We start from the raw sequence: 12,803 nt of genomic DNA, 5'->3' as shown, positions 1-12,803 counted from the left end.
TGGCACACAGCGACAGGGCTGTGCGCCGGGCGGCCAGCGCCTTACCTCCTCTTCCGGAGCCAGTTCCCGCTTCCCGGCCCCTGCCCCGGCGAGGGGAACGGCGAAGGACCGGAAGTCGTGTCGGCGCAGGATGTGAGGCACCACCAGGATCATGGCCTCGCCGGCGCGGGCTGTGGTGGTGTCGGCGGGGGATGCGCCAGGAAGAGGCGTCTGACCTGGACTCTGGCCATCAGGCGCCTCTCGCGCATGGATTATGAACGCTCCCTTGAAGAGATTGAACGCGACCGCTGGCCGGCTCCTCCGCAGGACGCCACTCGTCTTGTCGCTACTGCACATGCCTTGCGGCGTCGGCCGATCGGTGAGCTGGCGGTCGAGGACATGCGTCTGTTGATCGGGCAGGACATAGGACTGCCCTGCCTCCTGCCACTGGCCCTGGAGGTGCTGCGGGGCGATCCGATGGCGTAAGGAGACATGTACCAAGGTGATCTGCTGTCTGCGGTCCTCACCAGGAACCCGTCGGTGTGGACCGAATCTCCCGAACTTGGCCGCGAGCTTCGCGCAATCGTCTCGACGTTGACCGACCCGCCACTTGATCTGCGACAGAGGGTTGAACGGTTCCTGACGCCGTAGCCGGACGCCGTAGTGCATCGAGGCGAAACGCAGATGAAGGCGCGCAGTGGGGCTTCGGCGCCGTGTGCATCCCGGGTGCATGAGGTAAGAAGACATCCGTGACCGAGCCGCCTCAGACCGCCACCCAGCACGCGTTTGTCGCCCTCGCGCCGCCCAACGACGCGAAGAACGAGTTGGCGCGCGCACTGGGCCCGGCCTACGCCGCCCATCCCGAGCTGCGTTGGAACCGCATCGAGGACTGGCACATCACTCTGGCCTTCCTGGGCGAGCTGCCGGTGCGGGCCGTCCACCTGCTTCGTTCCCCGCTCGCCGATCTCGCGGCTGCCCACCCCCCGTTCGAACTGACACTGAGCGGTGGCGGACACTTCGACGAGCGAGTGCTGTGGAGCGGTATCGAGGGCGATCTCGGCCAACTGCACGCGTTGACCGAGGCGGTACGGGCGCGGGTCAGGGACTGCGGCGTCGCCTTCGTCGAACGTCCGCTGCGGCCCCACCTCACGCTGGCCCGCGCTCGCCGTTACGACACCGCGTCCATAACGGCGGCGACCGCCTGCCTCGACGGCTTCACCGGACACCCTTGGCAGACCGAACGCCTCCACCTGGTCGGCAGCACGGTAAGAGGCCATCCAGGTCCACGGCGTTATCAGGACATCGACGCATGGGCCCTGGCCACTGGGCATGGGCGTCCTGATCCGCAACCGTCCCGAGCTGCGGCGCATGAGCGCCAGGACGGTTCGGGTTCCACGTCGAGGTCGGCCCGGCCCCATACGTCCTGAACCAGCCCCACGTGCCCTGAACCAGTCGGACGGCTGTGCCGCCGGTCGAAGAGGTCAGGAGTGTAAGAACGTGGGGCCTTCGTGTGCGCCTCCGTACGCACATTGCCCGCTGGTGCCTGCTGGTGCCTGCGCACCGCGTCGGACCGGTGCGAGGACCACCGGATACAGTGCGCGGGACGGCCGTCCGGCCAAGGAGGGGAAGCGTGACCGACACCAGCGACACCCGGCCCACCGACAGTGAGGCGCAGGCCGAGCGGCGGAGCACGCTGCACCGCCTGATGCGCTACCTCCCCCTGATCGCACCCGTCCTGTTGTGGGCGGTGCCGTGCTGGGTGCTCCTGTACGCCGGACAGCAGTGGCCGTTGCCCGTCACGCTCGCCGGCACGGGTGTGTTCGTCCTCGGCCTCATCGGTATGCCGCTCGCGATGGCGCGGGGCCATGGCCGACGCCAGCAGGACGGGGCGGCGATCGTCGGTGACAGCCTGCTGGGCGCCAGTTGGGTCCTGTTCACCTGGTCCGTGCTGCTCGGCGTCCTCCTGCGGCTCGCCCTGACCGTGGCCGGTGTCGGCGAGGGCCAGGACCGGGCCCGGATCGTCACGTGGGCCGTCCTCGGTGTGACGGTCGCACTGCTCGGCTGGGGGTACGCCGAGGCCCGCCGGGTGCCGCGGGTGCGTAGTCTCGACGTACAACTCCCCCGCCTGGGGCCCGGGTTGGACGGACTTCGCGTCGCCCTCATCACCGACACGCACTACGGCCCCCTCGACCGCGCCCGCTGGTCGGCACGGGTGTGCGAGACGGTGAACGCCCTGGAGGCCGACCTGGTCTGCCATACCGGCGACATCGCGGACGGCACGGCCGAACGCCGTCGCACCCAGGCCACCCCCCTCGCCACCGTGCGGGCGACCCTGGCCCGGGTCTACGTCACCGGCAACCACGAGTACTACAGCGAGGCCCAGGGCTGGGTCGACCTGATGGACGAACTGGGCTGGGAGCCGCTGCGCAACCGCCACTTGCTGCTCGAACGCGGCGGCGACACCCTCGTCGTCGCCGGCGTGGACGACGTCACCGCGGAGTCCTCCGGCCTGGCCGGACACGGCGCCCACCTCGACGGAGCGCTGAACGGCGCCGACCCCGACCTGCCCGTCCTGCTCCTGGCCCATCAGCCGAAGTTCATCGACCAGGCCGCGGCAGGTGGCGTGGACCTCCAGCTCTCGGGCCATACCCACGGCGGCCAGATCTGGCCCTTCCACCACCTCGTCCGCCTCGATCAGCCCGCCCTCGCCGGCCTCAGCCGACACGGCCTCCGCACCCTCCTCTACACCAGCCGGGGCACCGGCTTCTGGGGCCCGCCGTTCCGCGTCTTCGCCCCCAGCGAGATCACCCTGCTCGTGCTCCGCGCCCCGCAGCGGCCCAGCTCGACGTAACGACGTAATGACGTAACGACGTACCGACGTGAAGGCGTGTCACCTCAACGGCGTGTCGGCGTGACGGCTCGGATCGGCTCGGATCGGATCGGATCGGCTCGGATCGGCTCGGAGGAGTCGAGCCAGAAGCTCGCCAACTCGGCGTGGCCGTGCGCCGGCCTTCACACCCGGCCCTTCAGCACATCCTGACAAGTGTCAGGACGGTGGCGCTTTCTCCCGTGGTTGCCTTACAGCGGCGCCGCCGGGTTCGGTAGACGCGGCGCCGACAGCTCGCGTTGTACTCGCTGTTCGTCGCCCGAGGGGAAGGCATCGTCATGACCAGACGCGCAATTGCCAAAGCAGCCTGCACTGCTGCCGCCGGTGTACTGCTGGCAGGTGGAGTCACCGTCGCCATGCCGGGTACGGCACTGGCGTCCGCATCCGATTGCGAGCGTGGAACCAACGGGTTCCGCGACATCTCCGACAGTCTGGTCGGTGTCGCGGCCGGCCCCGGGGACAAGTTGTTGCGCCCGTCCGACCCGCAAGGTCTCGTCGGGCGCATCGGCCTGCGAGCTGTCACCATCGACGACAAGGTCTACGGATTCGCCGCGCTCACGGTCCCGCGCGCGGGAGACGACGTGTGGATGGACTGGACGCTGGACGGCAGCACGGTCCACGTCCAGTGCGGACCGTTCAAGGCAGGCCGTGACGGCTTTCAGCTGACCAGCGCGGCGAAAGTGACGGACAACAGCCCGAACTACCGTTTCCGTGCCTGCGGTGGCGGGGGCGGCCAGGCGGTGCAGTGCACGGACTGGTGGTAGCCGACGACCCCGCGGACAGACCCGCGCGCTCCGGCACCCGCACGCTCCCGCATCAGCGGGTGCCGGAGCGCGCGGGTGCCCCCGCCACGCGGTCAGTCGCGAGGGCCGGATGCAGGGCCGGGTGGCGGGGCGAGTGGTGGGTCGAGGACGTCGTGGGCGGCGGTGAGGATGCCGATCGCTCGGGGGAAGTCCTTGAGCTGGTTCCGCAGCGAGTCCAGAGCGGGGAGCAGGCACCGCGGTGGGACGTCGCGGGCCGCCAGGATGTCCGCGGTCCACGTGATGAACCTCGTGAACAGGTCGGGGTCGTCGACGTAGAGGGCGGCGGCTAGGTAACCGACGATGAAGTCGATGTCCTCGACGGTGCGTTCCCGCTGGTACTCGCTGTAGTGGCGCGTCTCGGGAAACCCCTCCTCGACGTCGGCGAGGGTCTGCTTGACCAACTGGAGCTTGGTCCGGCGGACCATGGTGTATTCCTGGTCGGCCAGGTGCGGCAGGTCCAGGTCGGGGAGGCGGGCCGCGTGTGCGCCGGGCGGCGTCAGGTGCCGGTCGAGCAGGGTGGCCGCGTCGGACGCGTCCTTGGCCCACTCGGCCCGCATGAGCCGGGCGTAGCGGCCCTGCGGACCGAACGCGGCACCTCCGGCCAGTACCGGAATGCCGGCCCCCTGGCAGGAGCTGATCGCGTTGTGGGCGCCGGGCAGGAGTGTCGGGATGGACGAGGACAGCAGGACCGCCTGTGCCTGGGTGCGGCGCGCGTGCTCGACCAGATGCTCGGTGGGGACCTGTGCTCCCAGATAGTCGACCCGCCAGCCCCGTAACCGCAGCACCTCGCCTACCAGCCGTGCGGGCAGGGAGTGCCACTCACCGTCGACGCACGACACCAGAACCCTCCCCGCTCCTCTTCCCTCTCCACTTCCCTCTCCTCTTCCGCCTCGTCTTCCGTCCCCTCCTCCCCCTCCCCCTCCCCTTCGCTCTTCCGTTCCCGCGAACGTGCCTGTGCGGGGGTGCGCGAGGGCTGGAGCGGTGGCGTCGGCGACGGCCGCGACGCACCGTTCGCTGATCGCCGTGGCCGCGTGTTCCTGCGCCACCGTGATGTCGTTGGCCGCCCAGGCCACGCCCACCCGTTCCTGCGTCGGCGCGATCAGTTCGAGCAGAACCCGCTCGCCCGCGGCACGCGTCCGTTCAGCGGCCCCTGTCGTGCCGAGCGCGTCCCGCACGATGGCGACAGCGCGCGTCTCGTCGTACTCCCCCAGCGCCTGCCACAGTTGCTCACGCGGCTCGGCGAGAGAGTGGGCCTCCTTGCCGTCGGTCACGCGTTTCACCTTCCTCCGGTTGGTTCGTTCTCCGTTGTCGTACGGTCGGCCGGTTGGTTCTCCGTCGTCGGACGGTTGTCCCGGGGCGCGGCGATCGCCAGGACCGCCATGTCGTCGTGCGGGCCGTCCCCCACCCACTGGGCGATGACCATCTGTACGCGTTCGGTCACCGCCTCGGCCGGCATCCCGGCGCACTGGGCCAGTACGGCGCGCAACCTGTCCTCGCCGAACATCACGTCACCCTGCGGCCCACCGCGCGCCTCGGTGATTCCGTCGGAGTAGAGCAAGCAGGTCTCACCGGGGCGCAGAGCGACCTCGGCGGTCCTGAACTCGATGTCGGCGAACACGCCGACCAGCGTCCCGTCGGTCCTGACCTCTTCCACCTGGCCGGTGGCGCGCACGATGAGCGGGGCGGGATGGCCCGCGCTGGAGACGCGCAGCCGCACCCGTGCGTCCTGGCGCACGGCGGTGACCAGGACGAGTGTCACGAAGGGTGTCCGACGTGAGGACAGCAGTGCGCCGTTGAGGAGGGTCAGCAGGCGGGTGTGGTCGGCGGCGAACGGGACGAGTGCCCGGAGTGCGTGGCGGACTCCGCCTGCCACGACCGCGGCTTCCAGCCCCTTGCCGCACACGTCGCCCAGTACCGCGACGGTCTCGGCCGTCGGTGTGTCGGCCGGGTACAGGTCGTAGAAGTCACCGCCGACGCGTTCGCCCGCCACCGAGGCGCGGTAGCCGCCGGAGAAGCAGATGCCGTGCACCCGGCCGAGCGAGGGCGGCAGCAGGTCGCGTATCAGCACCTCGGTGCTGTGCGCCTGGCGGCTGTGGCTGCGGGCCACTGACAGGGCGGCGCCCGCGCGTGCGGCGAAGAGCTGGGCGAAGGACTCCTCGGCGAGGGTGAACGCGGCTGCCTGTCGGCGGCGCAGCAGGATGAGGCCTCCGATAGGCGCCCCGTGTCCCGGCAGCGGCACCACGACGACCGAACCGATGTCGGCGACATCGCCCACGAATCCCTCGGGCACGGCCCACGGCGGCACTTGCCGGGGATCGGTCCAGCGGGAGGACACCGTGGGGAGCCCCTGCAACGCCTCCGCCAGGCCGGGCAGTTGCCCGGGATCCAGGGCGACCCGCTCCTGCGCCACGGGCCCGTCGGTGGTGCACCGCGTCACCGGGAACGTGCATCCGTCGCCCGTCCCGACGACGACCGCCGCGTCCGCCAGATGCCGGGCGGCCTGTCGCACGGCCATCGCCGTACAGCGGTCGACGTCCAGCGAGGCGAGCAGTTCGCAGGAGAGCTCCTGCAGCAGTCCGGCTCTCGCCCGTTCGCGCGCGAGTTCCCGCGCGGCACTCGCCGGAGCGCTGTCACCGACCAGCCACCAGGCCACCGCACCGTTCCGGTCCGGTACGGCGAGCGCCTTCACGCGGTGCCCGCCGATCCGGCCGTCGGCCCAGGCCGGTGATCCCTCCCCCGCACCGCCGACCTGCCGCAGATGGGCCTCGGCCAGCCAGCCGGGCGCGACCTCGGCCAGCGCGGCACCGACGGCGACGCGGCTCAGCAGAACAGCGGCCCGGGCGTTGTGGGACAGCACGATGCCCGACGCGTCCACTGTCACCGACGGAAACGGCTCACAGTGCTGCGCGGCGGGACCCCCACCCCGAGTGCTCTTCTGCTCCGGCAAGGAGACCATCGATCGTGGACCCGCTGGTGCGGATCCCCCTCACCCCATCTACTCGACGGCAGGAGACCCGCAGATTACCGACGGCATATGACTACATGCCGTATTTCGCGATACCTCCGGCATCATCTCCTCCGTTACTGGACAATGCGCCCCCGTTACCGGACCCAGGCCGCTCAGCCCTCCAGGTAGCGGAGTACCGCCAGAATTCGGCGGTTGTCGTCCTCGGACGGTTCGAGGCCGAGCTTGGCGAAGATGTTGAAGCTGTGCTTGCCGACGGTCTTCTCGCTGACGAACATCCGGTCGGCGATGGCGGCGTTCGAGCGGCCCTCGGCCATCAGCGAGAGGACTTCGTGCTCACGCGGGGTCAGTTGCCGCAGTCGAGGGTCCGCGGAGCGGTGGGTGAGGAGCGCGCCGACCACGTCGGGATCCATGACCGTACTGCCGGCTGCGACCTGGCGTACGCCCGCGACGAACCGGCCGACATCCAGCACCCGGTCCTTCAGCAGATACCCCACCGCTCCGGCCCGGTCCGACAGCAACTCCCGCGCGTACAGCTGCTCGACGTACTGCGAGAGCACCATGACGGGCAGGCCGGGGAGCCGCTTCCGTACGTCGATCACGGCGCGCAGGCCTTCGTCGGTGAAGGTCGGCGGCAGCCGCACGTCGACGACCGCGACATCGGGCCGGTGGGTCGTCAGCGCCCTGACGAGGGAGGGGCCGTTGTCGACGGCTTCGACGACCTCGAACCGGTTGGCCTGGAAGATCCGGATCAGCCCCTCGCGGAGCAGGGCGAGGTCCTCTGCTATGACGACGCGCACGGCAGCGACATCCTTATCTCGGTGGGCCCGCCGGGCGGACTGTCGGCGGTCAGGGTGCCGTCGAAGGCCGACAGACGCCGCGCGATGCCCCGCAGGCCGGTACCGCCGTCAAGTGTGGCGCCCCCGCGGCCGTCGTCGGACACCCGCATCGTCAGCAGACCCGCCGTGGTGCCCGGGTGGGGCGTGAACTCCACGGTGATCCGGATGTGCCGGGCCCCGGCGTGCTTGATGGCGTTCGTCAGGGCCTCGGCGACGGCGAAGTAGGCCGCGGACTCGACGGGCGCGGGCAGCCGGCCGGGCAGCCGGGTGGCCAGCGTCGTCGGTATCGGGTTGGCCAGGGCGAGGGCCTGCAGCGCGCCGTCCAGGCCGCGGTCCGCGAGCACCGGCGGATGGATGCCGCGTACCAGGTCCCGCAGTTCGGCCAGGGCCCCGGCCGTCGACTCGCGGGCCTCGGCGAGCAGTTGCCGCACGGCCTGCGGATCGTCGGGCAGGAGTTGTTCGGCCAGCCCCAGGCTCATGCCCAGTGACACCAGACGGGCCTGTGCGCCGTCGTGCAGGTCCCGTTCGATCCGGCGCAGTTCGCCCGCCTGCGTGTCGACGGTCTCGGCCCGCGAGGCGGCCAACTGCGCGACTCGTGCGCGCAGTTGTGCCTGCGCGGTGGGTGCCAGCAGGGAGCGGACCACCAAGGCGTCGAGGTGCGCCAGCCGTTCGGCGGTGGTCCACCAGAGCAGGAGGAACACCGGGCCGAGCGGAACCAGCGCGAACGACTCCTGGACGCTGTGCAGCCGGAATCCGTTGCCCAGCGGTGTGCGGAACACCTCGGGAGGCGTCAGCGCGTAGAGCAGCGGATAGCTCAGGTAAACGACGCCGCAGAGGAAGAACAGGAGCGACAGTCCGTAGGTGAACCACCCGGTGATCGAGTTGGCCCCCAGCCAGGCCCAGTCCCGCCAGGTCGCCGGGTCGCGCAGGATCGCCCACAGCCGTACCGGCCACCTGCCGTCGGGTACCGAAAGGTAGGGCCGGGCCACCGGTTCACCGAGTCGGTCGGCTGCCCATTGGCGGTGCAGGTCCGCGAACCAGCGCACCAGGACGCTCGCGAGCAGGGTCAGCGGGATGCCGACCCCGAGCGCGACGACTGCCACCGAGGTGATCCAGAACGTCAGCAGCCCGAAGCCGAGGACCGCGCCCGGCAGCAGTACGAGTGACCGGCCCAGCAGACCCAATCGCAGGACCACATTTCGTTTCATCGTGCTCCGTAGTCGTGGGCCGGAAATCGATGATGACCGGGCGGCGTGGGTCCGCGCACTGGGGTTACCTCCACCATCTCGGGGGTCCAGCACCCGTGTTCCCGGCCCTCCTCGCCGTGAGGCTGGAGTGGCAGGACGACGTGGTGCGGCAGACCGTGCCCCACGTCCCAACTCCCGAACCCGAAGTCCAGGAGGACACCCATGCCCCGGAACACCGCCCACCCGCGGCCCGCTCGACAGGCCTCTCCGACACAGACATCGACATTGGCGGCGACACTGACCCTGGCTTTGGCGCTGACAGGTGCGCTCACGGGCTGCGAGGCGTCCGCGGTGGCGCAGGGCACCGCCCCCACCCCGACCGCGCGGCCCGGCACGGCGACGCCCCACTCGGCCCGGCTGACCGCGCTCGCTCACAAGGACGTGGACGCCGGGGCCCCGGGCGTGGTCGTACGCGTCGACAGAGGGGACGGCCGAGTGACCGAGATCGCCCGGCAGGCACCCTGGACCACGGCCGACCACACGCTCACCGCGAGCGACCGGTTCCGGATGGGCTCCAACACCAAGACCATGGTCGCCACCGTGGTTCTGCAACTGGTCGCCGAAGACCGTCTCCAGCTGACCGACCCGGTGGAGAAGTGGCTGCCCGGTCTCATCCCGGACGGGACCGCGATCACCGTGCGGACGCTGCTCAACCACACCAGCGGGCTGTTCAACTACACCAACGACCCGGCCGTCCTCAAGGCGTTCACCGGGCAGGACACCCGGCAGTGGACCCCCGGGGAACTGCTCGCCGCCGGCGTCCGGCACGACCCGCTGTTCGACCCCGGCACGGACTACTCCTACAGCAACACCAACTACATCGCGCTCGGCCTGGTCGCCGAGAAGGCAACCGGACACAGCCTGGGTGACCTGATCCGGCGACGGATCGCCGGACCGCTGCACCTGAAGAACACGTACCTGGACACCGGGGCCGGGACGGGGTCGGACACCGGGCCCAAGGGCGGGTCCGGGTCCGCGGCCGTCAAGGGGTCCGCACTCGCCCACGGTTACGAACCCGATGCCGCCCGCATCGGTCCGCTGCTCCCCGCGGGCACCCCCGAAGGCACCGCGTTCGCGGGCCCCGCCCGGCCCGCGGGCTATGTCGACACCACCTCGATCAACACCAGCACGCAGTGGGCCGCCGGCGGCATCGTCTCCACCGCGCGGGACTGGGCCCGCTTCTCCGGCGCGCTGCTGTCCGGCGCACTCCTGCCGCCCGCCCAGCTGAAGGCGATGCGCACCACCGTCGCCGAGGAGGCCCAGTTCCCGAACCGCCGGTACGGACTCGGTCTGGAGGAGGTGGTCACGCCCTGCGGCACTGTCTGGGGCCACAGCGGGCAGGTCCCCGGGTACTCCAGCGAGAACTACACGGATGCCACCGGCCGCCGTACGGTCTCGGTCCTCACCGGCACGATCTTCGGCCTGGTCCCGCCGAAGGCCGGCGCCGCCAACAAGGCCCTGGTGGACGCGGCCGTCTGCGCGATGCTCGGCAAGCCGGTCCCCGCGACGTCCACGCCGACCGGCTGAACGGGCTCAGCCGTTGAAGCGGTCCGGGTCGGGGCCTGTGCGTTCGTCGCGGTTCAGGGCGCTGATCTCACCGATGTCGCCTTCGCTGAGCTCGAAGTCGAAGAGGTCGAAGTTCTCCTCGATCCGCTTCTGGGTGGCCGACTTGGGGAAGACGATGTCGCCGCGCTGGATGTGCCAGCGCAGCGTCACCTGCGCGGGCGTCTTGCCGACCCGGTCCGCGATGCGGTTGATGGTCGGATCGTCGAGCACCTTGCCCTGCGCGATGGGAGACCAGGCCTCGGTGGCGATCTCGTGCTCGGCGTCGAAGGCCCTGACCTCGTCCTGGGTGAGGTAGGGGTGCACCTCGATCTGGTTGACGGCGGGCACCACGTCGCTGCCTTCGAGCAGCCGGCGCAGGTGACGCGGCTGGAAGTTCGACACTCCGATGGCCTTGGCCCGGCCGGAGCGGTAGACCTGCTCCAGCGCCTTCCAGGTCTCCACGAATTCACCCTTGGCGGGCAGTGGCCAGTGGATGAGGAAGAGGTCCAGGTAGTCGAGGCCCAGTGCCTCCAGGCTGCGGTCGAACGCCCGGAGAGCGTTGTCGTGGCCGTGGGCGTCGTTGTTGAGCTTGCTCGTCACGAAGACATCGCCGCGATCGAGCCCGGAGTCCCGGACCGCCTGGCCGACCTCCTTCTCATTGCCGTACATCTGTGCCGTGTCGATGTGCCGGTAGCCGGTGTTCAGGGCCGCCAGCGTCGTCTTGACGGTGTCCTTCGGCGGGATCTGGAAGGTGCCGAAGCCGAGCTGCGGGATCTGCACTGCGTTGTTGAGGGTGATGGCGGGTACGTCGGTCACGGTGACTCCAGCTGTCGCGGTTTCTAGGGCAGAGGGGGGTTGGAGCGGGGGCGGGGATCGGGGTGGGGATGGGCGGAAGCCGGGGCGGGGTGGCCGAGGCGGGGCCGGGTGTGGTCGCTCAACCGGCGATTCCGTGGAGTCTGGCGTCCGGCGGCAGGACCCGTACCAGCTTGCGGTTCACGAACTCCCGCATGCCGAGCTTCGAGAGCTCGCGCCCGTAGCCGGAGCGCTTGATGCCGCCGAAGGGCAGGTCGGGCTGGGTCGAGGTCGGGTGGTTCACCCAGACCATGCCGGTCTCGACACGCTCGGCCACCCTTCGGCCCCGCTCCACATCGGCGCAGAACACGGAGCCGCCGAGACCGTACTGGCTGTCGTTGGCGAGCGCGACGGCCTCGTCCTCGTCGGCGACGCGGTAGACCACCGCGGCCGGCCCGAAGAGCTCTTCGGCGTAGGCGCGCATCCCCGGCTTGACGCCGGTGAGGATCGTGGGTTCGACGAAGGCGCCCGGCCGGTCGATCCGGTGACCGCCAATGACGAGTTCAGCGCCCTGTCCGACCGTCTCGCGGATCTGGTCGGCCAGGTCGGAGGCCGCCTGCTCCGAGGAGAGCGGCCCTACGGTGGTCGTCTCGTCGGCGGGGTCGCCGGGCCGCAGCGCCTCGAACGCGCGGCGCAGCCCGTCCACGAAGTCGTCGTACACGTCCTCCAGCACGATGAACCGCTTCGAGGCGACGCAGCTCTGGCCGGTGTTCGCCATCCGGCCCGCCACCGCGGCCCCGACCGTGCGCTCCAGGTTCTCGCCGTCGAGGACGATGAACACGTCACTGCCGCCGAGCTCCAGCAGACTGGGCTTGAGGTTCCGGCCGGCGCGTTCGGCCACCTGGGCCCCCGCTCCCTCGCTGCCGGTCAGTGAGGCGCCGCGCACGACCGGGCTGTCGATGATGCGCGAAATCTCCTCGTGGCTCACGAAGAGGTTCGTGTAGACGCCCTCGGGGGCCTGTGCGTCGCGGAACAGCGTCTCCAGCGCGAGTGCCGACTGCGGGCAGATGCCGGCGTGCTTGACCAGCACCGTGTTGCCCAGCACGAGATTGGGGCCGGCGAAGCGGACCACCTGGTAGAGCGGGAAGTTCCAGGGCATGACGCCCAGCAGGACCCCGAGGGGCTCACTGAGGAGGTACGCCTCCCCCTCCTCCGTGTCGAGCGGCTCCGCCGCGGCGAAATCCGGGCCGTGCCGGGCGTAGTACGCAAGGATCGACGCGGCCAGGTCCACCTCACCGCGCGCCTCGGAGATCAGCTTGCCCATCTCCAGGGTGATGAGCTGGGCCAGCTGCTCCTTTCGTTCCTTCATCAGTTCGCCCGCGCGTCCCACGACGGCGGCGCGCTCCGCGATCGGCCGCCCCCGCCACGCGCGGAACGCCTTGTCCGCCGTTTCGAGCGTTCCGTCGACCTGGTCGCCCTCGATGACCGGGAACTCGGCGAGGGTCTCCCCGGTGTACGGGTTCACGGTCGCGAACGAGCTTTTGTGCTGGCCTGACATGGGATCTCCAGAACGACGGGTGGGGGGTGCCGAGAGCGGACGCAGGCGGAATTCCGCGTTCCGATCTCATGCCGAGTACCCGACGTCGACATGCGAAACCGTTCATATGGTCCAAACGGGTGTGTGACGGTGGCTGCCGGGCCCGGAGCTGCTCCGGGCCCCGGGGCCCGGGGCTCGGAGCCCGGCCA

11 protein-coding genes are annotated in these 12,803 nt (G+C 70.4%); 5 read left to right on the top strand and 6 right to left on the bottom strand.

The features are described 5' to 3' along the window. The first annotated feature begins 246 nt into the window (after nt 1-246). From K3769_RS00655 to K3769_RS00640, 4 genes are all read left to right on the top strand, one after another. Nucleotides 247-465: a contact-dependent growth inhibition system immunity protein gene (locus K3769_RS00655; protein WP_267024794.1), complete on the top strand. Its 219-nt coding sequence runs from the start codon at nt 247-249 to the stop codon at nt 463-465. A 263-nt stretch (nt 466-728) separates the two neighbouring features. Further along, nucleotides 729-1,406: an RNA 2',3'-cyclic phosphodiesterase gene (gene thpR, locus K3769_RS00650; RefSeq protein WP_267024426.1), complete on the top strand. Its 678-nt coding sequence runs from the start codon at nt 729-731 to the stop codon at nt 1,404-1,406. Nucleotides 1,407-1,609: 203 nt separating this feature from the next. Continuing rightward, nucleotides 1,610-2,830 carry a metallophosphoesterase gene (locus K3769_RS00645; protein WP_267024425.1) on the top strand — a complete coding sequence of 407 codons (1,221 nt, stop codon included), beginning with the start codon at nt 1,610-1,612 and terminating at the stop codon, nt 2,828-2,830. A 314-nt stretch (nt 2,831-3,144) separates the two neighbouring features. Next, the gene (locus tag K3769_RS00640) at nt 3,145-3,630 is read left to right on the top strand and encodes a hypothetical protein (protein ID WP_267024424.1); all 486 of its coding nucleotides are present in this window, start codon (nt 3,145-3,147) and stop codon (nt 3,628-3,630) included. Between the two features lie 92 nt (nt 3,631-3,722). Here K3769_RS00640 and K3769_RS00635 read toward each other — a convergent pair whose 3' ends face one another. The 4 genes from K3769_RS00635 to K3769_RS00620 form a co-directional block, all read right to left on the bottom strand. Beyond that, nucleotides 3,723-4,940, bottom strand: coding sequence for a cobalamin B12-binding domain-containing protein (locus tag K3769_RS00635; protein WP_267024423.1), 1,218 nt, complete (start codon nt 4,938-4,940; stop codon nt 3,723-3,725). Nucleotides 4,941-4,945: 5 nt separating this feature from the next. Beyond that, a complete protein-coding gene (locus tag K3769_RS00630) occupies nt 4,946-6,625 on the bottom strand; it encodes a PP2C family protein-serine/threonine phosphatase (protein WP_282565997.1) in 1,680 nt (559 codons plus the stop codon). A 164-nt stretch (nt 6,626-6,789) separates the two neighbouring features. After that, nucleotides 6,790-7,434, bottom strand: a complete 645-nt coding sequence (locus K3769_RS00625; protein WP_267024421.1) for a LuxR C-terminal-related transcriptional regulator — start codon at nt 7,432-7,434, stop codon at nt 6,790-6,792. Then, on the bottom strand, nt 7,419-8,681 hold the full coding sequence (locus K3769_RS00620) for a sensor histidine kinase (protein WP_267024420.1): 1,263 nt from the start codon (nt 8,679-8,681) through the stop codon (nt 7,419-7,421). The genes K3769_RS00625 and K3769_RS00620 overlap by 16 nt, the downstream gene beginning before the upstream one ends. A 288-nt stretch (nt 8,682-8,969) precedes the next feature. Between K3769_RS00620 and K3769_RS00615 the strand changes: the two genes are divergently transcribed. After that, nucleotides 8,970-10,247 carry a serine hydrolase domain-containing protein gene (locus K3769_RS00615; protein WP_267024419.1) on the top strand — a complete coding sequence of 426 codons (1,278 nt, stop codon included), beginning with the start codon at nt 8,970-8,972 and terminating at the stop codon, nt 10,245-10,247. A gap of 6 nt (nt 10,248-10,253) precedes the next feature. On the opposite strand, the gene K3769_RS00610 is transcribed toward K3769_RS00615, so the two are convergent. Together K3769_RS00610 and K3769_RS00605 are read right to left on the bottom strand one after the other, a co-directional pair. After that, the gene (locus K3769_RS00610; RefSeq protein ID WP_267024418.1) at nt 10,254-11,081 is read right to left on the bottom strand and encodes an aldo/keto reductase; all 828 of its coding nucleotides are present in this window, start codon (nt 11,079-11,081) and stop codon (nt 10,254-10,256) included. Between the two features lie 118 nt (nt 11,082-11,199). After that, complete coding sequence (locus K3769_RS00605) at nt 11,200-12,615, bottom strand: NAD-dependent succinate-semialdehyde dehydrogenase (protein WP_267024417.1); 1,416 nt, start codon at nt 12,613-12,615, stop codon at nt 11,200-11,202. Nucleotides 12,616-12,803: the final 188 nt, after the last annotated feature.

The sequence above is a fragment of the Streptomyces ortus genome (genome assembly GCF_026341275.1).
Lineage (GTDB): Bacteria > Actinomycetota > Actinomycetes > Streptomycetales > Streptomycetaceae > Streptomyces > Streptomyces ortus.
The sequence above is the reverse complement of the archived record's forward strand: the minus strand, read 5'-3'. Positions and strand labels throughout refer to the sequence as shown.

What these genes read in the sequence shown, in the direction of transcription:
- K3769_RS00620 (WP_267024420.1), bottom strand. Translation starts at nt 8,681, where the DNA reads ATGAAACGAAATGTGGTCCTGCGATTGGGTCTGCTGGGCCGGTCACTC.
- K3769_RS00655 (WP_267024794.1), top strand. Translation starts at nt 247, where the DNA reads ATGGATTATGAACGCTCCCTTGAAGAGATTGAACGCGACCGCTGGCCG.
- K3769_RS00605 (WP_267024417.1), bottom strand. Translation starts at nt 12,615, where the DNA reads ATGTCAGGCCAGCACAAAAGCTCGTTCGCGACCGTGAACCCGTACACC.
- K3769_RS00640 (WP_267024424.1), top strand. Translation starts at nt 3,145, where the DNA reads ATGACCAGACGCGCAATTGCCAAAGCAGCCTGCACTGCTGCCGCCGGT.
- K3769_RS00630 (WP_282565997.1), bottom strand. Translation starts at nt 6,625, where the DNA reads ATGGTCTCCTTGCCGGAGCAGAAGAGCACTCGGGGTGGGGGTCCCGCC.